This window comes from Micromonospora lacuserhaii (assembly GCF_036902735.1).
GTDB lineage: Bacteria > Actinomycetota > Actinomycetes > Mycobacteriales > Micromonosporaceae > Micromonospora.
This window is the reverse complement of sequence record NZ_JBAKHO010000012.1, coordinates 125,470-146,471: the sequence shown is the minus strand read 5'-3', so window position 1 is coordinate 146,471 and position 21,002 is coordinate 125,470. Positions and strand designations below refer to the sequence as shown.

Annotated in this window: 16 protein-coding genes; 8 read left to right on the top strand and 8 right to left on the bottom strand. The window is 71.7% G+C overall.

Annotation, left to right across the window (positions count from 1 at the left end):
• Positions 1-2,611, top strand: a 2,611-nt coding sequence (locus V6U81_RS11725) for a transglycosylase domain-containing protein (RefSeq protein ID WP_334487891.1), incomplete at its 5' end; no start/stop codon positions are given.
• Between the two features lie 116 nt (positions 2,612-2,727).
• The gene (locus tag V6U81_RS11720; protein ID WP_334487889.1) at positions 2,728-4,218 is read left to right on the top strand and encodes a glycosyltransferase family 87 protein; all 1,491 of its coding nucleotides are present in this window, start codon (positions 2,728-2,730) and stop codon (positions 4,216-4,218) included.
• A 16-nt stretch (positions 4,219-4,234) separates the two neighbouring features.
• Here V6U81_RS11720 and V6U81_RS11715 read toward each other — a convergent pair whose 3' ends face one another.
• Positions 4,235-6,241 (bottom strand): hypothetical protein, encoded by a 2,007-nt coding sequence (locus tag V6U81_RS11715; RefSeq protein WP_334487886.1) that lies wholly within the window; start codon positions 6,239-6,241, stop codon positions 4,235-4,237.
• Positions 6,242-6,246: 5 nt separating this feature from the next.
• Positions 6,247-7,029: a deoxyribonuclease IV gene (locus V6U81_RS11710; protein ID WP_334487884.1), complete on the bottom strand. Its 783-nt coding sequence runs from the start codon at positions 7,027-7,029 to the stop codon at positions 6,247-6,249.
• 562 nt (positions 7,030-7,591) lie between these two features.
• Between V6U81_RS11710 and rpsF the strand changes: the two genes are divergently transcribed.
• The 4 genes from rpsF (at position 7,592) to rplI (ending at position 9,242) form a co-directional block, all read left to right on the top strand.
• Positions 7,592-7,882 (top strand): 30S ribosomal protein S6, encoded by a 291-nt coding sequence (rpsF, locus tag V6U81_RS11705; protein ID WP_067301247.1) that lies wholly within the window; start codon positions 7,592-7,594, stop codon positions 7,880-7,882.
• Positions 7,883-7,963: 81 nt separating this feature from the next.
• The gene (locus V6U81_RS11700; protein ID WP_334487878.1) at positions 7,964-8,500 is read left to right on the top strand and encodes a single-stranded DNA-binding protein; all 537 of its coding nucleotides are present in this window, start codon (positions 7,964-7,966) and stop codon (positions 8,498-8,500) included.
• 41 nt (positions 8,501-8,541) lie between these two features.
• Positions 8,542-8,781: a 30S ribosomal protein S18 gene (gene rpsR, locus V6U81_RS11695; RefSeq protein ID WP_007073789.1), complete on the top strand. Its 240-nt coding sequence runs from the start codon at positions 8,542-8,544 to the stop codon at positions 8,779-8,781.
• A gap of 14 nt (positions 8,782-8,795) precedes the next feature.
• Positions 8,796-9,242, top strand: coding sequence for a 50S ribosomal protein L9 (rplI, locus tag V6U81_RS11690; protein WP_334487876.1), 447 nt, complete (start codon positions 8,796-8,798; stop codon positions 9,240-9,242).
• A 111-nt stretch (positions 9,243-9,353) separates the two neighbouring features.
• Here the strand turns inward: rplI and V6U81_RS11685 are convergent, their stop codons facing one another.
• Positions 9,354-10,889, bottom strand: coding sequence for a hypothetical protein (locus tag V6U81_RS11685; RefSeq protein WP_334487874.1), 1,536 nt, complete (start codon positions 10,887-10,889; stop codon positions 9,354-9,356).
• A gap of 396 nt (positions 10,890-11,285) precedes the next feature.
• On the opposite strand from V6U81_RS11685, the gene dnaB reads away from it, so the two are divergent.
• Positions 11,286-14,105, top strand: a complete 2,820-nt coding sequence (dnaB, locus tag V6U81_RS11680; protein WP_420884011.1) for a replicative DNA helicase — start codon at positions 11,286-11,288, stop codon at positions 14,103-14,105.
• A 57-nt stretch (positions 14,106-14,162) separates the two neighbouring features.
• Positions 14,163-14,963 carry an inositol monophosphatase family protein gene (locus V6U81_RS11675; RefSeq protein WP_334487869.1) on the top strand — a complete coding sequence of 267 codons (801 nt, stop codon included), beginning with the start codon at positions 14,163-14,165 and terminating at the stop codon, positions 14,961-14,963.
• 46 nt (positions 14,964-15,009) lie between these two features.
• On the opposite strand, the gene V6U81_RS11670 is transcribed toward V6U81_RS11675, so the two are convergent.
• From V6U81_RS11670 to V6U81_RS11650, 5 genes are all read right to left on the bottom strand, one after another.
• A complete protein-coding gene (locus V6U81_RS11670) occupies positions 15,010-15,687 on the bottom strand; it encodes a maleylpyruvate isomerase N-terminal domain-containing protein (RefSeq protein ID WP_334487865.1) in 678 nt (225 codons plus the stop codon).
• A 78-nt stretch (positions 15,688-15,765) separates the two neighbouring features.
• A complete protein-coding gene (locus tag V6U81_RS11665; protein WP_334487862.1) occupies positions 15,766-16,173 on the bottom strand; it encodes a TFIIB-type zinc ribbon-containing protein in 408 nt (135 codons plus the stop codon).
• A 29-nt stretch (positions 16,174-16,202) separates the two neighbouring features.
• Positions 16,203-16,835: a phosphoribosyltransferase gene (locus V6U81_RS11660; RefSeq protein WP_334487859.1), complete on the bottom strand. Its 633-nt coding sequence runs from the start codon at positions 16,833-16,835 to the stop codon at positions 16,203-16,205.
• 10 nt (positions 16,836-16,845) lie between these two features.
• Positions 16,846-18,141, bottom strand: coding sequence for a glycosyltransferase 87 family protein (locus tag V6U81_RS11655; protein ID WP_334487856.1), 1,296 nt, complete (start codon positions 18,139-18,141; stop codon positions 16,846-16,848).
• Positions 18,138-20,678 carry a putative bifunctional diguanylate cyclase/phosphodiesterase gene (locus tag V6U81_RS11650; protein WP_334487853.1) on the bottom strand — a complete coding sequence of 847 codons (2,541 nt, stop codon included), beginning with the start codon at positions 20,676-20,678 and terminating at the stop codon, positions 18,138-18,140. The genes V6U81_RS11655 and V6U81_RS11650 overlap by 4 nt, the downstream gene beginning before the upstream one ends.
• Between the last annotated feature and the right edge of the window lie 324 nt (positions 20,679-21,002).

Sequence of the window (21,002 nt, the reverse complement as noted above, 5' to 3'; positions counted from 1 at the left end):
CTCCGACTTGGGCGCGGCCGGGTCGGCCTCGGTCGGCCGGGCTGGCGGGGGTCGGGCCTCGGTGCCGGTCTCTCCGGCGGGACCGGGCGCGGCGGCCGGTCGGGCCGGCGCGGGTCGGGCCTCGGTGCCGGTCTCCCCGGCCCCGGGCCTCTCCGGCCGGGCGTCGGTGGGAGTGGGTTCCGCCGGGCGGGCGAGCGTCGGCGCGGCTGCGGTCGGCTCGGCCGGCCGGGCCACGGTGGGCCGGGCCGGGATGTCGTCGTACGGCGGTGGGCCGGGCGGCCCCGGCGGCCCGAACGGGCCGGGGCGGGGCGGCTCCGGCGGCGGTCGCGGGCCGGGTGACCCGGCGGCGGCCGCGCGGGCGAAGAAGCGCAAGCGGATCAACATGTTGATCGCCGGCTTCGCGGTCTTCATCATGCTCGCCGGCGTCGGCGTGGTCGGCTTCACCTACTACTCGACCACCGTGGTGCTGCCCAACGAGGTGCCGCTGCCGCTCTCCACCACCATCTACGCCAGCGACGGGAAGACGTCGCTGGCGAAGCTCGGCAACGAGAACCGCACCTTCGTCACCATCCAGCAGATCCCGCTGCATGTGCAGCACGCGGTCGCCGCGGCCGAGGACCGGAACTTCTACGAGCACTCCGGCGTCGACTACAAGGGCATCGTCCGGGCCGCCTGGAACAACGTCTCGGGCGGCGACAAGCAGGGCGCCTCGACGATCACCCAGCAGTACGCCCGCAACGCCTACGACAACCTCAAGCAGGACACGTACGCGCGGAAGGTGAAGGAGGCGATCCTCGCCTCCAAGCTGAACGACGAGTACAGCAAAGACGAGATCATGCAGCACTACCTGAACGTGATCTACTTCGGGCGGGGCGCGTACGGCATCCAGGCGGCGGCGCAGACCTACTTCAAGACCGACGTCAGCAAACTCACCGTCGACCAGGCCGCGGTGCTCGCTGCGCTGATCAAGCAGCCGGAGCCGAGCGACACCCACCGGGGCTACGATCCGGCGATCAACCCGCAGGCCGCGCAGGAGCGGTGGAACTACGTTCTGGGCGGCATGGTCACCAAGGGCTGGTTGGACGCCGCCAAGCGGCCGACCGTCTACCCGACGAAGACCCTGCAGAAGCCCGTCGATCCCGGTTCCGGCTTCGGCGTGAAGAGCCCCCGGGGCAACGTGGTCAACTACGTGCGCGAGGAACTGGAGCAGTGGGGCATCTGCACCAACTCCAACGCGCCCGGAAAGCCGAGCTGCGTCGAGGAACTGCGCGACGGCGGCTACAAGATCAAGACAAGCATCAACAACGCCATGCAGACCAAGCTGGAGAAGGCGGCCCGGCCGGACGCCAAGGGCTCAGTCTTCGACGGCCAGCCCAAGAACCTGATGTCGGCGGTGGTCTCGATCGACCCGCGCAACGGCCGGGTGCTCGCCTACTACGGCGGTGACGACGGCACCGGCTACGACTACGCCGGCAAGAACACCGACAAGAACGGCGACCTCACCGGTGGTCACCCGCCGGGCTCGTCGTTCAAGGTCTACACCCTGGCCGCGGCGATCAACGCCGGCATCTCGATCAAGTCGCACTGGGACGCCACCCCGTTCAAGCCGGAGGGCTTCGCCAACGAGGTGCAAAACGCCGGCCGCGACGTGACCAAGACCTGCGGCAAGTGGTGCACCCTCCAGTACGCCACCGAGCAGTCGTACAACGTGCCGTTCTTCCACGTCACCGAGAAGATCAAGCCGTCGACCGTGCTGGACATGGCCAAGCAGGCCGGCGTCACCACGATGTGGACGGTCGACCCGCCGAAGCCGTACGACCTGATGAAGAACGACTCGGCCGACCTCGCGCCGAGCAAGTTCGACCGGGTGGTCGGCTACGGCCAGTACCCCATCACGGTGCTGGACCACGCCAACGGCCTCGCCACGCTCGCCAACGGCGGCAAGTACAACAAGGCGCACTTCGTGCTCAGCGTGGAGAAGCAGAACACCGACTCCGGCAAGTGGGAGAAGGTGCCGGGCACCGGCGAGAAGCTCAGCCCGCAGCAGCGGATCCGCAAGGACGTCGCCGACGAGGTCACCGGCGTGCTGAAGACGATCCCCGGCAAGAACAAGGCCGCGCTGGACGACGACCGGGACGCCGCCGGCAAGACCGGTACCTGGGAGTACAACGGCACGAAGCACAATGCGCACGCCTGGATGGTGGGCTACACGCCGGAGATCGCCACCGCGGTCTGGGTGGGCAGCCGGGACGCCAGGAAACCGATCATCCAGGACGAGAACGGCAAGGACGTCGGCGGCAGCATGTTCCCCGCGAAGCTGTGGAAGCGGTACATGGACGACGCGCTCTCCATCGCCGGGGTGGACCCCGACGCCGACAAGATCGAGGACCCGACCGGGATGGGCGACGAGGACGCCGGTAACGGCGTGGAGCCGGCCGCGCCGCCGCCCCCCACCCAGCCTCAGCAGCCGCAGGACTGCGGCCCGCTCGGCCTGTTCTGCCCGCAGGTGCCCAACGGCGGCGGCAACCAGGGCCCGACCGATCCGCGGCCGGGCGGTGGCGGCAACGGCGGCGGCATCCTGCCGACCCTGGCGCCCCGCACCCGGGAGTAGCACCGCACGACACCGCCGACGGCGGCCGGACACCCGTCCGGTCGCCGTCGGGCTTTTTCCACCCGTTGCCTCCGGGGTGGGACGGGAGCCCCCGTCGTACGGCAGGATGCCTCTCCATGAGCACCCAGTCGACGGCCGGCATCGACGACGCCGGGACCAGCGACCACCCGTCCCGCTCGGACGGCTTCGTGCGCGGCGCCTCCGAGATGATCGGCGGCCCGCTCGGCGACCACGCGGTCGCGCTCGACCGGCCCGCCGGCCGGGAACGGCGGTTCTGGACCGCGACCCGGATCGTGCTGGCGCTGGCCTGCCTGACCCTGGCCCTGCACTGGGTGCAGAAGTCCCCCTGCCAGGACGGCGCCTGGCAGAACAACGTGCAGTACACCCGGCTCTGCTACACCGACGTGCTCGCCCTCTACTACGCCGAGGGTCTCAACGAGGGCAAGGTCCCGTACCGGGACCACCCGGTGGAGTACCCGGTGCTCACCGGCTACATGATGGGCGCGATCGGCCTGCCGGTGCACGCCCTGGGCGCCGACGATCCGCAGCTCAACCAGGGCCAGTGGTTCTACAACCTCAACGCGCTCACGCTCAGCGCGCTGGCCGTCGCCACGGCCGCGGTCATCCTCGCCCTGCGCCGCCGACGACCCTGGGATGCCGCGCTCTTCGCGCTGGCCCCCGCGCTCTTCCTCACCGCCACCGTCAACTGGGACTTCCTCGCCATCGGGCTGGCCGCCTTCGGGCTGGCCGCCTGGGCGAAACGGCGTCCGGCGACGGCCGGACTGCTGCTCGGCCTGGCCGGCGCGGCGAAGATGTGGCCGCTCTTCCTGCTCGGGCCGATCCTGGTCCTCGCGCTGCGCGCCAACCGGCTGCGCGCCGCGCTGACCGCCGTCGGTACCGCCGTGGTGGCGGTCGTCGCGGTCAACGTTCTCCCCGCCACGGCGTACCCGGACAACTGGGGCCGCTTCTTCGACTTGAACACCACGCGGCCCATCGACTGGGGCACGCTCTGGTACGTCGGGCGGTACCTGGACGGCAAGGTGAACAGCGGTGGCCCCGGCGATCAGGGGCCGTTCCAGTGGTTGAACACCCACATCCCGACGTTGAACTACCTGTCGTACGCCCTCTTCGGGCTGGCCTGCCTCGGCGTGGCCGCGCTGGCGTTCTGGGCGCCGCGCCGGCCGCGGCTGGCCCAACTCTGCTTCCTCGTGGTCGCCGCGTTCCTGATCTTCAGCAAGGTCTGGTCACAGCAGTTCGTGCTCTGGCTGCTGCCGCTGGCGGTGCTGGCCCGCCCCCGCTGGGGAGCCTTCCTGGCCTGGCAGCTCGCCGAGGTCTGCTACTTCGTCGCGTTCTACGGCGAGCTGCTCGGCGCCTCGACCACCCGGCCGGTCTTCCCCGAAGGGGTCTTCGTGCTGGCCGCGACGCTGCGGCTGGGCACCGTCGTGCTGCTCTGCGTGCTGGTGGTCAAGGAGATCCTGCACCCGGAGCGCGACGCGGTACGCCAGACCTACGCCGACGACCCGGACGGCGGCGTCCTCGACGGCGCCCCCGACGCCCCCTGGCTCGCCGGCCGCCGGCAAGGCCCTGCGCTCTCCCCCGCCACCTGAGCCGACCGAAGCCGCCTCAGAGACGGAAGACCACCGCGTTGCCGACCTCCTCGCGGGTGATGCCGAGCCGGTCGACCGGCGCGTCGACGGTCACCTCCCACGGTGTGCCAACGATCTGGTCGCGGAGCACCACGACGGTGCGCACGCCCAGGGTGCGCAGGTAGTCGACGCTGGTCTGGTCGGGGAAGGAGAGCGTCACCCGACGCACGTCGTCCTGCAGGGTCGGGGTGAAGCCGCTGCCGCCGTTGACCACGTCCTGGAACCGGCTGGTCGACCAGAGCATCACCGGCTGGTCGAGGTTCTGGCTGCTCGGCAGCACCAGCATCGGGCCGTCCACGGTGCGCATCGCCGCCGGCTGCTCGGGCACCACCGGGTGTGGCGTGTTGTTCAACCCCTCCACCAGCACCAGCAGCAGCGGCAGCAGGATGACCGCCCGCAGCCACGGCGACGGGCGGGCCGGGGCCCGCTCGGCGGAGATCTCGCGGACCCGCTCGGCGAAGGCGGTCACCGCCCCGGCCGCGAGCAGGCCGAGCAGCAGCGTCGCCCAGAGCATCATCCGGCCCGGGGTACGCAGCCCGTTCCAGCCCGGGAGGTGGTCGAAGAGCGGCACGTAGGTGACGGCGCCGCCGAAGAACCGGGTGCCCATCGCCAGCACCATGGTGCCCAGGACGCCGGCGAGCAGCAGCAGCCGGTGCCGCAGCCGCCAGACCGAGAAGAACAGACCCCCCGCGGCCAGCGCGTAGAGCACGAAGCCCGGCAGCAGCGTCATCTCCGGGTGCCAGGGCAGCGCGGCCCGCGCCCCCTCGTGCAGCGCGCCCCAGACCCGGGACTCGGCCGGCGCGGTGAAGAAGCCGCTCACCGGCGGGGAGTAGACGGCGATGTCGCCGATCGTCCGCTCCGCGTTCGGGTGCTGCTCCGCGACCTTGAAGTACGGGATGGCCAGCAGCGCGCCCACGCCGGCGAAGACCGCGGCACCGACCAGGTCCGCGGCGAGCAGCCGGCCGCCGAAGGGACGCTTCACCGGGCGGACCACCCAGCGCCGCAGGCACCAGGTCACGGTGGCAACCAGCACGATGCCGGCGAGGAGGTACGCGAACGGCAGCCCGATGCCGAAGCCGAGGCTGAGCTGCCAGGCGGCCACCAGCCAGCCGGTGTACGTCCAGCCCTCCTGCCGGCGCTCCGGGCGGTAGCCGTACCGCAGCGACCAGCCGTGCCCCCGGGCCAGCATCGCCAGCGCCAGCGGGATCCCGCCGTTGGAGACGATGTGCAGGTGGCCGGCCTGGGCGAGCAGCCACGGGGCGTACGTGTAGGTAACCCCGGCCACCGCGGCCCCGCTCCGGCCGGCGCCCAGCTGCCGGGCCAGCACGTACGCCCCGAACGTCGCCACCGCGTGGGCCAGCACGAACATGATGTTGTAGCGGAGCACGGCGGCGTCCGGGCCGGTGCCGATCATGCCGGCCGGGGCGTACCCGAGAAGGGTGTCGGAGAAGGCGAAGCTGTACGTCTCCGGAAAGAACGTGTTCGACTGCCACAGCTGGCCCGGGTCCGTCCGCAGGATGTGCCCCGACCAGGCCATCTGCCACGACTGGAGGCTCGGGTCCCAGTAGTCCTGCGGCAACGTGTAGAGCGGGTAGCGCAGCGTCGGCCAGGTCATCGCGACGGCGACGGCGAGAGAGCCGAGCAGGGCGAGCGTCCACTCGTGCCGTAGCAGCCGGCCGACCGCCCCGGCGGCCCGGCCGACGCGGCCCGGCGTCGCTTCGGGGGCGGGGGCGAACGCCGACCACGGGTCGGACTCCGCGCTGCCGTCCTTCTTCTCCCCGGCCTCGGCTTCCCCGTCTCTGGTCTTCCCGGCGGGCTCGGCCGAACCCTTCCCGCCCGGGCGGGGGCCGTCCGCTGCGACGCGGCCGACGTCGGCGGAGGGATCGGCGTCGTCGGTGGTGCCCGTCCCGGTGGCGGAGGGCCGGTCGCCGGCCCCGCCGGGCTGGCCGGTCGGCTGGCCGCCGCCGGTCGCGTTCGTCGTCATCCGGGTCAGGCCTCCACGCCGAGCTGCTCGCGCAGGAAGGCGATGTCGTCGCGCTGCCCCGCCGCGCCACCGGGCGTCTCCACGATCACCGGCGCGCCGGCGGCGCGGATCACCGCCACCACCAGCTCCGGGTCGATCGTGCCACCGTCGAGGTTGTCGTGCCGGTCCTGCCCGGAGTTGAACCCGCCCTTGGAGTTGTTGGCGTGCACCAGGTCGATCCGGCCGGTGATGGCCTTGACCCGGTCGACCAGGTCGAGCAGCTCCTCGCCGCCGGCGTACGCGTGGCAGGTGTCCAGGCAGAACCCGACCTCGTGGTCACCGAGGGCGTCCCAGAGTCGGGCCAGCGCGTCGAGTCGCCGGGCGCAGGCGTTGTCGCCGCCGGCGGTGTTCTCGATCAGGACCGGCAGCGGGAAGCCGCCGGAGTCGACCGCGTACGCGAAGGTCTTGCGCCAGTTGTCGAAGCCGACGGCCAGATCGTCACCGGCGTTGACGTGGCCGCCGTGCACGATCAGGCCCTTCGCGCCGATCGCCGCCGCGGCGCTCGCGTGGCCGAGCAGCAGCTTGCGGCTGGGGATCCGGATCCGGTTGTTCAGCGTGGCCACGTTGATGACGTACGGGGCGTGGACGTAGACGTCGACCTCGGCGGCGCGCAACCGGTCGGCGTCCTCCCGGGGTTTCGGGGCCTTCCAGCCCTGCGGGTCGGAGAGGAAGAACTGCACCGCGTCGGCGGAACGGGCGGCCGCCTCCGCCAGCGGGTCGGTCTGGTCGACGTGGGCTCCGATGCGCATGCAGGCGAGCCTACGTCCCGTCCCCGACAGCGTGGGCCACGGACGCGGGGAGTCGCGGCGAGGCGTTCCGGGCCTGCGGCGTCACCGGGACGGGTCGCTGGTCGTTGACCGGGGTGGGATCGACCTCCGGCTCTCGCCGGACCCGACGGGCTACCACCGCGAGTGCGAGAAATGTCAGACTAAATAATCTCATTTCGGCAAACAGGTGACGAGTGTCGTTGTACGGTCGGACAACAACAGGAAAAGCTCCGCGGGGCGTCCTCGATCCAACCTCATCGGTGTGGTCGTTCCTCCCCAGGTCCCACCCAAGGAATGCGGACGGGACGCCCCGCGGCCTCGTGGACAGGGGTCCGCCATCGGCCTTCGGGCACCGGGGGCGGGCCCCTGTCGCCGCGCCCGACCGGCCGGCCCGGCCTGCCCGGGCATGATCGTCCGGACCGGGTATCCTGGTCAGGTTGTCCGCGTCCGGCCGGGTTCCCCCGGGCCCCGGAGCGGGCAGCGACGCACGACCTCCTGCCACGGAGGGACCGTGGCCGCATAGCCCACAGGAGGTGAGCACGTCTTGCGTCATTACGAAGTAATGGTGATCCTCGACTCCAGCCTCGAGGAGCGCACCGTCGCCCCGTCGCTCGACACGTACCTGAACGTGATTCGGACCGCGGGTGGCTCGGTCGAGAAGACCGATGTGTGGGGCCGCCGGCGCCTCGCGTACGAGATCAACAAGAAGGCCGAGGGCATCTACGCCGTCATCGACCTTCAGGCGACGCCTGAGGCGGTGGCTGAGCTGGACCGTCAGCTGCGGCTCAACGAGTCCGTGCTGCGCACCAAGGTCATTCGGCCGGAGATGCGCTAAGCATTCAACCCCCGGTTCGCCCGGATCAGCCTCATCGATGCTGTCGCAGGGCTCTGAGAGCCTGTACGACAGAACTGATGAGTGCGCGAGGAGATGGTCATGGCAGGAGACACCACCATCACGGTCATCGGCAATCTGACCGATGACCCCGAGTTGCGGTTCACCCCGTCCGGTGCGGCGGTCGCCAAGTTCCGGGTCGCTTCGACGCCCCGGTTCATGGACAAGACCACCAACGAATGGAAGGACGGCGAGCCGCTCTTCCTGGCCTGCACCGTGTGGCGGCAGGCGGCGGAGCACGTCGCCGAGTCGCTCCAGCGGGGCGCCCGCGTGATCGTCTCGGGTCGGCTGCGTCAGCGGTCGTACGAGACCCGCGAGGGTGAGAAGCGCACCGTCATCGAGCTCGAGGTCGACGAGATCGGCCCGTCCCTGCGCTACGCCACGGCGAAGGTGCAGAAGATGGCGCGCTCCGGTGGCGGAGGCGGTGGCTTCGGTTCCGGTGGCGGTGGTGGCCAGGGTGGCGGCGGAGGAAACTTCGACGACCCCTGGGCTTCGGCCGCGCCCTCTCCGTCGCGCTCCGGTTCGGGCGGCGGATCTTTTGACGAGGAGCCCCCGTTCTAATGGCGCCGAGCGCCCGCGATCGCAAACCAGGAGCAAGGTCAATGGCCAAGGCTGCGGCACTTCGCAAGCCGAAGAAGAAGGTGAACCCGCTCGACAAGGACGGGATCACCTATATCGATTACAAGGACACCGCGCTGCTGCGCAAGTTCATCTCCGACCGCGGCAAGATCCGCGCGCGACGGGTGACCGGCGTTACCTCGCAGCAGCAGCGGCAGATCGCCCGTGCGGTCAAGAACGCCCGTGAGATGGCGCTCCTGCCGTACACCGCCACGGCCCGCTGAGAGGAGGCACCGACATGAAGATCATCCTGACCCAGGAAGTTTCCGGTCTCGGTGCCCCCGGCGACATCGTCGAGGTCAAGAACGGCTACGGCCGTAACTACCTGCTGCCGCAGGGCTTCGCGATCAGCTGGACCAAGGGTGCGGAGAAGCAGGTCACGGTCATCAAGCGGGCCCGCTCGGCCCGTGAGATCCGCGACCTTGGCCACGCCAACGAGGTCAAGGACCAGCTCGAGGGTCTGAAGGTCAACCTGAAGGCCCGCGCCGGTGACGGTGGTCGGCTCTTCGGCTCGGTCACCCCGGCCGAGATCGTCGACGCCGTCAAGGCGGCCGGCGGCCCGACCCTCGACCGTCGTCGGCTGGAGCTGCCCGGTCACATCAAGTCGACCGGCTCCTACCCGGTGCGGATCAAGCTGCACCCCGAGGTGAGCGCCAAGTTCGACCTCAACGTCGTTCAGGGCTGACACCCACCGCACGACGGAAAGGCCCGCACCGGACTCCGGTGCGGGCCTTTCCCATGTCCGGACCGGGCGACAACCACGGGCCGCCCGACGCGGGCCGGCGCGTCCGGCCGGTCAGCCGATCGGCTGACCGGTCACCGCGCTGATCAGCACGGTGGAGAGACCGCCCCCCACCACCGCCGCGGCCAACGCCACCGTCGCCGACCGCCAGGTCGTCCCGACCCGGCGCAGCAGCATCGCGACGACCAGGCTGCTCAGCAACGCCAACCCGAACCGCGGCGCCCCCGCGATCAACGAGCCGAAGGCGTGCGCCCGTGGCGAGTCGCACCCGCCGCCGCTGATGTCCGTGACACAGCCCGCCGGCGCCTGACCGTCCAGGGTCAACAGGAACACGAAGACCAGCACCGCCGGCACCAGGTAACACGCCGCGGTGTAGACCAACGGGCGGAGCGGGCCCCCCGGATCCGGGTCGAGCAGGTCGTCCTCGAGCCGTCGCTGCCAGACCCCACCGCCGATCCGGTCCCGTAGCGACCCCGGACCCGCCGCCCGATCCGCATCCACCGGCGCCACCCGGCGGGGCGCCGTCCGTGGACGCGGGGCCGTGTAGGCGACCGCCGGTGAACGCGGAGCGGACTGCGGCGAATCCATCCACCTCGGATCGTCGCCGGCCAGGCGGGTCCCCGACCAGAACCCCTCCGGCTGCTCCGACCAGGGCCAACCCTCGCCGGCCCCGGGCTGCGCCGACTGCGGCGGCTCCGTCCGGTCCCACCGGTCGGAGTCGGTCCGCCCCCGCCCGCCGGTCTCGACCGTGGTGCCCCACCGGCCGGCGTCGGTCCGGTCCCACTGGCCCGTGTCCGTGAACCGGTCCCACTGGCCGGTGCTGTCGCCCTGGTTCCACCGCGCGGCGGCCGTCGACCCGCCCCACCGGTCGTCGGACTCCCCGCGCTGCCAGGTGTGTACGCCGGACGCGTCCCACGGATCGACCGCCGGCCGGTACTCCGGCTCCGGCTGTACGCCGCGACCCCACCCGTCAGCCGGACGAGACCAGGCGGAATCCGTGGTGGCCCGCCGACCGCGCCGGAAGGGTTGTTCGACGCCCCGGTCGGGGGACAGCCCGGGATCGACCTCGGACTCCTCCCCACCCGACCAGATCACCTGCGGACGGCGGGACGGCGACCGGCGGGGGCGGGCGGACGGCGCCGCCCCGGAAACCGGGTCCTCCTCGGCCGTCTCGGCCCGGCGGCTGCCCACGTACCCCTGCTCCTGGGGGCGGTCGAAGGTCCACTCCTGGGTGTGGTCCGACTCCGGCGCGGCGCCGATCACCCGCAGCTCGCCGCGCTCGCTCTCCCGGCGGCGGGCCGCCCGGCGGCCCGCCCCGGAGACCGGAGGGTCGTCGTCGTCGGGAGCGGCGTGTCGGCCCCGGCCGTCGGCGTGCGCGATCCCCGACTCCCTCGCCCAGCGTGGCAGGTAGGGGTCGACCGGCTCGTCCTGGCCGCGCTCGATCGCCCGGCGCCGGCTCGGCGTCCGGTAGCGGTCCACTCCCGAGGTGTACGGATCGGCCGGGACCGTGGCGCCGAGGTCCTCCCAGGGGGCGATCGGCTGACGCCCGCGCGGGGTGCCGTCCCCGCGCTCCCAGTCCCGGTAACTCACGGCCGGAGCGTGACCCTTCTCAACCGAAAGTGCAATCCGCTGTCCAGGTGTAGCCGTTCGCAGCAGATAGTACGGGAAAACCGGCCCGACAGGCTCACCGGAAATTTTTCATCCACAGGGTGGGGATCATGTCTGCGCAGGTCAGAGCCGATCCGCCAGGAATTCCCCAACAGTTTTCCACAGCCTGTGCACACGCTGCGCACATGCTCGTCCACCGGTGTCCACAGGTTGTCCCGAGGCTCGTCCACCGGCCTGGTTGGGGTCTGACCTCGGGGTCCGTATCGTGGGGCACCGACCGGTCGCGCGATGCCCCCCGATCGACCGGACCGGTCCGATCGGAAGTTGTCGCACCCCACGGGTAGAGCTGGTAGTCGACGTTGCAGTGGAGGGGGATCCGTGTCGGTCACCGACGACATGCGGGCGGAGCCTCGAGCTGGCGGGCAGTCGCCCGCGCCGGCCCCGCGTGACGGGCACTTCGACAAGACCCCGCCCCAGGACGTCGCGGCGGAACAGTGCGTCATCGGCGGCATGCTGCTCTCCAAGGACGCCATCGCCGACGTAGTCGAGATCATCAAGACCACCGACTTCTACCGGCCGATCCACGCCACCATTTTCGACAAGATCCTGGACATCTACGGCCGGGGCGAGCCGGCCGACGGGATCACCGTCGCGGCCGCCCTGGCCGACTCCGGCGACCTGGCCCGGGTGGGCGGGGCCCCTTACCTGCACACCTGCATGGCCGCCGTTCCCACGGCGGCGAACGCCGCCTACTACGCCCGGATCGTGGGCGAGCGGGCGGTGCTGCGCCGGTTGGTCGAGGCCGGCACCCGGATCGTGCAGCTCGGCTACGGCACCGCGGCCGGCGGCAGCCGCGACGTGGACGACGTCGTCGACCTCGCCCAGCAGGCCGTCTACGACATCACCGAGCGCCGGGTCAGCGAGGACTTCGCGGTGCTCGCCGACATGCTCCAGCCGACGCTGGACGAGATCGAGGCGGTCGGCGCCTCGGGCGGCATGATGACCGGCGTGCCGACCGGTTTCACGGATCTCGACCGGCTGCTCAACGGGCTGCACCCGGGGCAATTGATCATCGTGGCAGGGCGCCCTGGTCTCGGTAAGGCGCTCGCCCTCGAGACGCCGCTTCCGACCCCCACCGGTTGGACGACGATGGGCGAGGTGACGGTCGGCGACCAGCTCCTGGCGGCGGACGGCACGCCGACGACGATCACCGCGGCCTTCGACGTCCGGTACGACCGCCCCTGCTACGAGGTCGAGTTCTCCGATGGCAGCGTGATCGTCGCCGACGCCGAGCACCTCTGGAAGACCTCCACCCGGGCCAGCCGCCGCCAGCCCGAGCAGCGGTTCCGCAGCCACTGGCCCGAATCGTCCCTGGCGAAGGTCCGGACGGCGGTCGCCAACGTCGAGGCCGATCCCCGCCGACTGGTCACCCTCGCGCAGACGCTCGAGCTCGTGGGCCCTGAGTTCAGAAACGTCCTGCACACCGTGGCGCGGCAGGTCGGCGCCAACGGGCGAATCGGCCGTCCGGTGAACCGGGCGGGGAAGGTGCGCAACTGGACCGCGCCGGGCTACCCGGCCGGGCCACTGCTCGCGGCTCTGCGGGAACGCGCCGAACGGCAGGTCAACGCGGGTGCCCGGGTCCAGCACGACGGCGTGTTCACCACCGCCGAGATCGCCGCGACGCTGCGTACCGGGACGGACGGTCGGCTCAACCACTCGGTGGAGAACTGCGCCCCGCTGCAGCTGCCGGAGCGGAGGCTGCCCGTCGGCCCGTACACCCTGGGGGTCTGGCTCGGTGACGGGCACACCGGCGCGAGCCGATTCACCACCGTCGATCAGGAGATGCTCGGGTACGTCGAGCAGGACGGCTTCCTGGTCCGGCCGAGCGGGCCGATGGTCTACAGCATCCTGCTTCCCGCGGTGCCGGCGCCGGCCGATCGCCGTTGCGTGGACTGCGGTGGCAGCAGCCGAGCGTTGCGGGAAAATCCGGCGACTCGGCGGTGCGCCGAGTGTCACCGGCAGCGCGGCTCGTTCCTCGGGCTGCTACGCGGGCTGGGCGTCGCCGTCGAGAAGCACATCCCCAGTGGGTACCTGCGGGCCTCGGAGCGCCAGCGCCGCGCGCTGCTCGCCGGTCTGATGGACACCGACGGCACCGTGGCCCCCACCGGGAACCTGCAGTACACCTCCACCTCCAGGCGGCTGGCCGAGGACGTCCGCGAGCTCGTGGTCAGCCTCGGTTACCGGTGCACGGTCAACCGGAAGTCGGTGGCCGGCCGCAGCGAGGCCACGTCGACGGCGTACACGCTGAACTTCTCCACGCCCGATGTGGTCTTTCGGCTGGAACGGAAGCGGGCGGCGCACGCGGCGCGGCGGCGCACCAGCTCGGACGTCCGGACCGCGGCGCGGTTCATCGTGGACGTGCGGCCCGTCGCCAGCGTGCCGGTCCGCTGCGTGACGGTGGACAACCCGGAGCACCTCTACCTCGCGGGTTGGGCGATGATCCCCACACACAACAGCACGGCGAGCATGGACTTCGCCCGGAACGCGGCCATCCGCGCCAACCAGGCGGCGGCGATCTTCTCGCTGGAGATGAGCAAGGTCGAGATCGTCATGCGACTGCTCTCAGCCGAGGCCCGGGTGCCGCTGCACGTGCTGCGCAGCGGCCAACTCTCCGATGACGACTGGACCAAGCTGGCCCGGTGCATGGGTGAGATCAGCGAGGCGCCGCTCTTCGTCGACGACACGCCGAGCATGAACCTGATGGAGATCCGGGCAAAGGCGCGCCGGCTCAAGCAGAAGCACGACCTCAAGATGATCGTGGTCGACTACCTCCAGCTGATGACCTCGCCGAAACGCACCGAGAGCCGGCAACAGGAGGTCGCCGACCTGTCCCGTGGCCTGAAGCTGCTGGCCAAGGAGGTCGAATGCCCGGTGATCGCGGTCAGCCAGCTGAACCGTGGCCCGGAGCAGCGGACCGACAAGCGCCCACAATTGTCCGATTTGCGTGAGTCTGGTTCAATTGAACAAGATGCTGACGTTGTAATCCTTTTGCACCGCGACGACTACTACGACAAGGAGTCGCCGCGGGCGGGTGAAGCGGATTTTATCGTGGCCAAGCATCGGAACGGCCCGACCGACAGCATCACCGTGGCCGCCCAGCTGCACCTGTCCCGCTTCGTCGACATGGCCATCGGCTGACCCCGTGTCGCGGGGCGCGGCGATGAGTTCTCGGTGCCTATCCAGAGGGTGGAGCACATGGAAGCTGATCTTCTCCTGGCCAGACGGGCGGCTCTTGCCGGTGCCATGATCGGCCTTCGGTATTTCGCGGCCCTAGCTGAGCTTCCTACCGAGCTGAAGTCCGATGGGACGGTGGTGACCGAAGCCGACCGTGCGGTGGAGGCCGCGATCCGAGGCGTACTGACCGATGCGCGACCCGGCGACGCCGTCCTCGGTGAAGAAGCAGGCGAGACCGGTGGGGGCAGCCGTCGCTGGATTGTCGACCCGATCGACGGCACCGCGCTCTTCGTCGCCGGTGACAACCGTTGGCTGGTGCTCGTCGCGCTGGAAGAGGCTGATGAGGTAACCGTCGGTGTTGCCGTCGTTCCCGCTCAGGGAAAGATCTGGTGGGCCCAGCGAGGCAGTGGTGCCTTCGAGGCGGACATCTCCGGTGGGAGCCTGACCGCCGGGCGGCCGATCACTGTCGTCCACCGCGATCCCGACACCGTGGCCGGGAGTCGGCTCGGCGTCATCCCCACCGACAAGGAACTCTCCCCGTCCGAACGCGACATGATCGCCCCGCTGGGCGCCGAGACCCTGCGTTGTCCGTGGAGTGTCCATGCCGCGCTACTCGTGGCAACCGGGCAGCTGGACCTCGCCGTCCAGGCCAGGGGACAGGTGTGGGACTACGCGGCGACGTCGATCATCGTCGAGGAGGCGGGCGGATGCTTCAGCGGGTTCGACGGGCAGTCACGACCGCGACCCGGGCCAGCGCTGTTCGCCCGTAGCGCGGCCGTGCACACCGCCGCACTGCGGATCCTCACGGAACCCGGTCCTTGAGGTCCTGAGCACGACACGGCGGGGTCGAACGTCAGCCACGGCAGGATCAACCGATCAGCGGGAACCAGCCGGCGGCCTCGCCCAGTTCCCGCCGGTCGGCGTCGGTCAGCGCCTCCCGACCGGCGGCCTTGAGCAGGTATTCGACGTCGTCCCAGCCGGCCGGGCGGACCGTGTCGTCGCTGAGCAGGCCATCCATGGTGGCCACCGCGACCCGGGTGGCGAGCACGCCGGGCAGCGGCGCGTCCGGCAGGTCGGACACCAGGTCGAGGTGGTGGACGACCGCCTCGGTGGTCAGGGTGGCCAGGAAGTCCGGTACCCGCAGCACGTGCCCCTGGGTGGTGACGCAGCCGTCGGGGTCGGCCGTCGAGGCGGCCCGCACCGCGGCGGGGGCGGTGTCCAACCAGATCCGGACCACCCCGCTCGGGCGTTCGAACGCGGCGGCCGAGCGGCGGGCCCACCAGGCGTGCCGGGCACTGCCGATGTCGCCAGCACCGCCCGGGAAGGACCGCCAGTAGCTGACGTCATCGACGTCGGGCGGGCCGTCGGCGGGGCTGGCCAGGGTGACCAGGCAGCGCTGGGCGTCGCAGAGCAGGTGGAAGAGCAGGTCGGCGACGAGCCAGCCGCGGCAGCGGGTGGGGCGTTGCAGATCGGCGTCGTCGAGGTCGGCGACGACCCGGGTGATCCCGTCGTACGCCTGCGCCAACGCGAGGTGCTGCCGCGTCATGCCGCCCAGCCTGCCACGACGGTGGCGGGTCGGCACGCCGACCGGACCGGCGCGGAACCGGCCCGGTCGGCGCGGTGCTCAGCCGAACATCTCGTCGAGGAAGCTCTTGTGCTTCTTGCGCTTGTAGTGCCCGTGGTAGCCGTGGTGCTGCTGGCCGCCGTGCCCGTACGCGGGCTGCGGCGGGTAGCCGTGCACGGGCGGCGGCGGGGGCGGCGGGGGCACGGCGCCGTAGCCCGGCTGGTGCGCGGGCGGCGGGGGCGGCGGGGCGTACCCGCCCTGGACGTGCTGCGGGCCGGGGGTCGGCGCCGGCTGGCCGGGAGCCGCGCCGGTGTGCTGCTGATTCCAGTTGGCCTCGGCCTCGAAGAGTTTCTCGAGTTCGCCGCGGTCCAGGAAGATCCCCCGGCATTCGCTGCACTGGTCGATGACGATTCCGCTGCGCTCGTACTGGCGCATGTCTCCGTGACACTTGGGACAGGTGAGCTGCATCGCTCGACGGTACCCGGTCTCGGCGACCGTCAGGCGGTGGCGATCAGCGCCTCGCTGACCTCGTCGTCGCTGACCTCGTGGAAGTCGTCGTAGTAGGCGCCCACCGCGCCGAAATCCGGTGGCCGCTGCGCGCAGATCACCTGGTCCGCCTCGGCGGCGAGCATCTCGTACGCCTCCTGGGAGCCGACCGGCACCGCGACGACGACCCGCTGGGCGCCGAGGTGGCGGGCGACCTGCACAGCGGCCCGGGCGGTGGCGCCGGTGGCCAGGCCGTCGTCCACGACCACCGCGGTACGCCCCGACAGGTCCAGCGGTGGCCGGCCACCCCGGTAGCGCTCCTCCCGGCGTTCCAGTTCGGCCTGCTCGCGGCGTTGCACCTCGGCGATGGCGTCCTCGTCGAGCCGACTGGCGACGATGTCGTTGAGTACGCGGACCCCGCCGGGGCCGAGCGCGCCGAAGGCCACCTCGGGCGCCCAGGGCATGCCGAGCTTGCGGACCACCAGGACGTCCAGCGGCGCGCCGATCCGGTCGGCGACCACCCTGGCCACCGGTACCCCGCCCCGGACCAACCCCAGCACGACGACGTCCGGCTGGCCGACCAGGCCGGCGAGGCGGTCGGCGAGTTGCCGGCCGGCGTCCTCACGATCGCGGTAGCTGCTCATGTCTTCAGGTCTACGCCCTGGAGAGCGCCTGTGCCGGGGAGTCGACGGAAACGGTCCCGGGTCGCAGCGCGGGTGCCCAGACCAGCAGGGCGAGCGGGTAGAGCAGGTAGCCGAAGCGGGTCGACGGCATCAGCAGGATCGCCGCGAGCAACCCGTACCCGCAGATAAGGGCGGCGGCCGCGGCGGTGCGGGGCGGGCGGCGGACGAGCCGGACGGCGATGGCGACGCCCACCGCGCCGAGCAGCGCGGCGGCGAGCACCCGCCCGGCGGGCAGCGCGGTCGCGATCAGGTGGCCGGGGAACGGTGACTGGGCGGGGCTGGTCACCAGGCCGTGCCCGAGCGGGAAGCGCAGCACGTTCTCCACCAGCGCGTCCCGGTCGACCAGCAGCGCCGGCAGCAGGGCGAGCAGCGGCAGGCCGAGCGCGCCGGCGGCGACCCGGAGACCGGCCCGCCGGGTCACCCCCCAGAAGACCAGGACCAGGGCGACCGGCCAGGCGAAGAGCTTCAACGCTCCGGCGAGGCCGACCGCCACGCCGGTCGCGCCGGGGCGGTCGGCGGCGGCGAGGGCCAGCGCCAGCAGGCAGAGCGCGAGTACGGGCAGGTCGTCGCCGCCGGTGGCGAGGGTGAGCGCGCAGACCGGAAGGACGGTCGCCGCCTGCACGCCGCGCAGCACCGCCGCCGGCCGCCCCTGCGCCGCGGCGCTGGCGGCGGATCGGAGCGTCCCCGCCGCGAGGGCGAGAACCAGCGCGGTGACCAGGGCGAACCACACCCGGGAGTCGGTCCACCAGGCGTCCGAGGCGGCCCGGGGCAGCCCGAACAACGCCATCCCCGGCTGGTACGGGGTGTAGCCGAGCAGCCGCTCGTCGGCGGGGAGCGCGGCGATCGCGTCGTGCCCGAGGTAGGGGGTGCCGTGCTCGGCGAGGCGGATGCCGGCCTGCTCGACGACCACCACCTCCTCCTGCGCCCGGTCGGTACGCCCCGACGCCCGCTGCCCGGCCTGGAGCGCCAGCGGCAGCAGGGCGGTGGTCGCCCAGGCGAACCCCGTCACCAGCCACCGGGCGGTGGTGCCGCCCAGCCCTGGTCGCCGCCGGTGGAGCAGGAGTTGGGCGAGCACCAGCAGGGCGGCGGTCAGGTAGCCGACGGCGGCGACTCCGCCCCAGGCCCGGTGCGGCGGGAGGGTGGAGGTGGCGGCGGTGACCGCGGCGAAGGCCGCGGCGACGGCGTACAGACCGAGGTCGAGGCCGAGCCCGCCGGCGGCGGAGTCGACGGCCCGCCAGCTGCGGGCGGCGCGATCGGCGGCGGTCACGCCGGCAAGTGTGGCAGACCCGTCGTGCGGTTCCGTCCGGGCTGGCGGCGGCCGGGGGCGAGCCGGATCACGGCGCCGGTGTCGTGCAACGGTGCGACGAGCGTGCCGGCGCGTCCGCCGGAGCCGCGCTGAAGGGCGGCGAGGAGACTGCCGGCAGGCAGCGGACGGGCGAAGAGGTGGCCCTGCCCGGCGCCGCAGCCCAGCTCCCAGAGCGCGCGGCGCTGCGGTTCGCTCTCCACTCCCTCGGCGACCACCGCGAGGTTGAGGCTGCGCCCCAGGTCGAGGGTGGAGCGGATGACCGCCGCCGCCTCCGCCGAACTCTCCATCGCGGTGACGAAGCTGCGGTCGATCTTGAGTTCGTGCACCGGGATGCGGGAGAGCAGCGAGAGTGACGAGTAGCCGGTGCCGAAGTCGTCCAGGGCCAGCCGGACCCCGGAGTCCCGCAACCGGCTGAGCACCCGGTCGACCACGTCGAGCTGGCTGAGGGTGAGCGTCTCGGTCAACTCGAGCACCAGCCGGTCCGGTGGCAGGTCGTGCGCCCGCAGCCGGGCCAGTACCGCACCGGGGAAGCGGGCGTCGAGCAGGCTGCGGGGTGAGACGTTCACCGACACCGGCAGGTCGAAGCCGGCGGCCCGCCAGCTGCCGGCGGCGATCAGCGCCTGGTCGAGGATGGCCTCGGCGAACGCCGGGAGCATCCCGGAGCGTTCCACCGCCTCGATGAAGCGCAGCGGGTCGATGACGCCATGGGTGGGGTGATGCCAGCGGGCCAGCGCCTCGGCCCCGGTCACCGCGCCGGTGCCGAGGTCGACGATCGGCTGGAAGTTGACCGTGAACTCGTGGTCGGCGACCGCCCGGGGCAGCTCGCCGCCGAGGGTGAGTCGACCGAGGTCGGCGGTGTCCCGGGTGGGGGCGTACGTGGAAATCCGTTGGCCGGCCCGTTTGGCCTGGTACATCGCCACGTCGGCGCGGCGCAGCAGCTCGGGCACGCCGCCGCTGGCCGGGGCCGCCGCGATGCCGCCGCTGGCTTCCACGCTGATCCGCATGCCGTCCACGTCGATGGGTTCGTGCAGGGCGCCGAGCAGGGCCTCGGCCCGATGTGCGGCGACCGCCGGGGCGGGCAGGCCGCGCAGCAGCACGGCGAACTCGTCGCCACCGAGGCGGGCCACCAGGTCGTCGGGGCGGGCCACGGTGCGCAGCCGGTCGGCGACCTGTATCAGCACCTGGTCGCCGGCGGCGTGGCCGAGCGTGTCGTTGACCTCCTTGAAGTGGTTGAGGTCGATCAGCACCAGCGCGGTCACCCCTTCGGCGTGCCGCTCGGCGATCTGCTCGGTGCCCCGCTCCAGCAGGTGGCGGCGGTTGGCCAGGCCGGTGAGCGCGTCGTGGGTGGCGGCGTGCGCGTGCTCGTCGGCCACCCGGGCCAGCTCGGCGTACGCCTGGGCGTTGCGGACCGCCGTGCAGAGCGCCGAGGCGAAGGTACGCAGGGTGTACTGCTCCCGTTCGTTGAGCTGCACCGGCCCGCGGAAGCGCAGCCGCAGCGTGCCGACGTCGGCGGTGCCGTCGTGACCCTCCAGCCGGGCGGTGATCATCGAGCCGTCGACGGTGCTCGGCTCGGCGGCCGGCCCGTCGTACGTGATGGCCTCGCCGGTGCCGCGGATCGTCCGGCCGCCGTCGCGCAGCGCAATCTCGACCTCGTCGGTGGAGAAGAGCTCGGCGGCCTGGGTGACCGCGGTGCTGAGGACGCGGTTTAGGTCGACCACGTTGAGCGCGTCGGTGGTGCGGGCCAGCCGTTGCCAGGCCTGCTGTTCGGTGCGGGCCTTGACCCGGTTGGAGTAGAGCAGGTGCAGGCTGAGCACGAGAGGTGGCACCGCGAGCAGCAGTCGAGGGTCCACGCGCAGGATGACCAGGGTGGTGGCGATGAGCGCGAAACGCGCCACCGCGCTCGTCAGCCGCAGCCCGAGGTCGTCGCGGAAGAGGCTGACCACCCGGGTGCCGGTGGCGAGGGCGATCACCGGCAGGGTCAGCGCCTCGTCCAGGACGACGGTGACGGCGTACGCGACGGCGACGACGCCGATGACCCGACCGAAGTTGCCGGTCGCTGGCGACGAGCCGAGAAGATTCAGGGCGACGGCTCCGCCCGATGCCAGCAGCATGCTCTTGGCCACTCCGAATGCGGCCTTTATCGGCGCCGGCTTGATGAGCAGCAGTGCGATCGTGGAGCCGATCCCGGTGGTCAGGACCACCATCGATGCCGGCGCCACCGCCAAGGCGAGGACGATTGCCGTTTCGCTCCACGAGACCGCGTGCACCGTCGCGCGGATCCGGATTCGCCAGTTGATCCGGACGCTGAGCGTGGCCATGAAGATCAGCGTCAGCGACAGCGCCAGGTCGTCCCGGGTGAGGGGAAGACGGACCAGCTGGTACAGCGACACGGCCGCAGCGGCGACGGCCACAACGCAGACGAGGCCGACGTGCAGCACCAGCTGCCGCTCGGCCTCCGTCTTGCCGTCGTCCGATATCGCCACCGCGCCCTCGCTCATGACTGCGTAAAGCTGAGCAGACACAAAGGCTACGTGGCGTCACCCGTTAACCACAATTGCTCACAACCACTCGTGTGCGGACATCCGGGCCACCCCTCCCGCCTCATTTCGAGCCCGCCGTGCGCGGCCTGCAACGGGCACAGCCTAAGGGCGGTTGGGGCGTTTTTGGAGGGATATATGTGACTATGGGCAATAGGTGAGAAAGGGTTGCCCAAATGTGACGGTGTGTTTCGTTGTGCAGACGGAGTGCAGCACTCGTATCAGCGTTCCCTCTTGCGCTGAATAATGGTCCAACGGCACGGTCTTGGCATCGGGCGCGGGGTT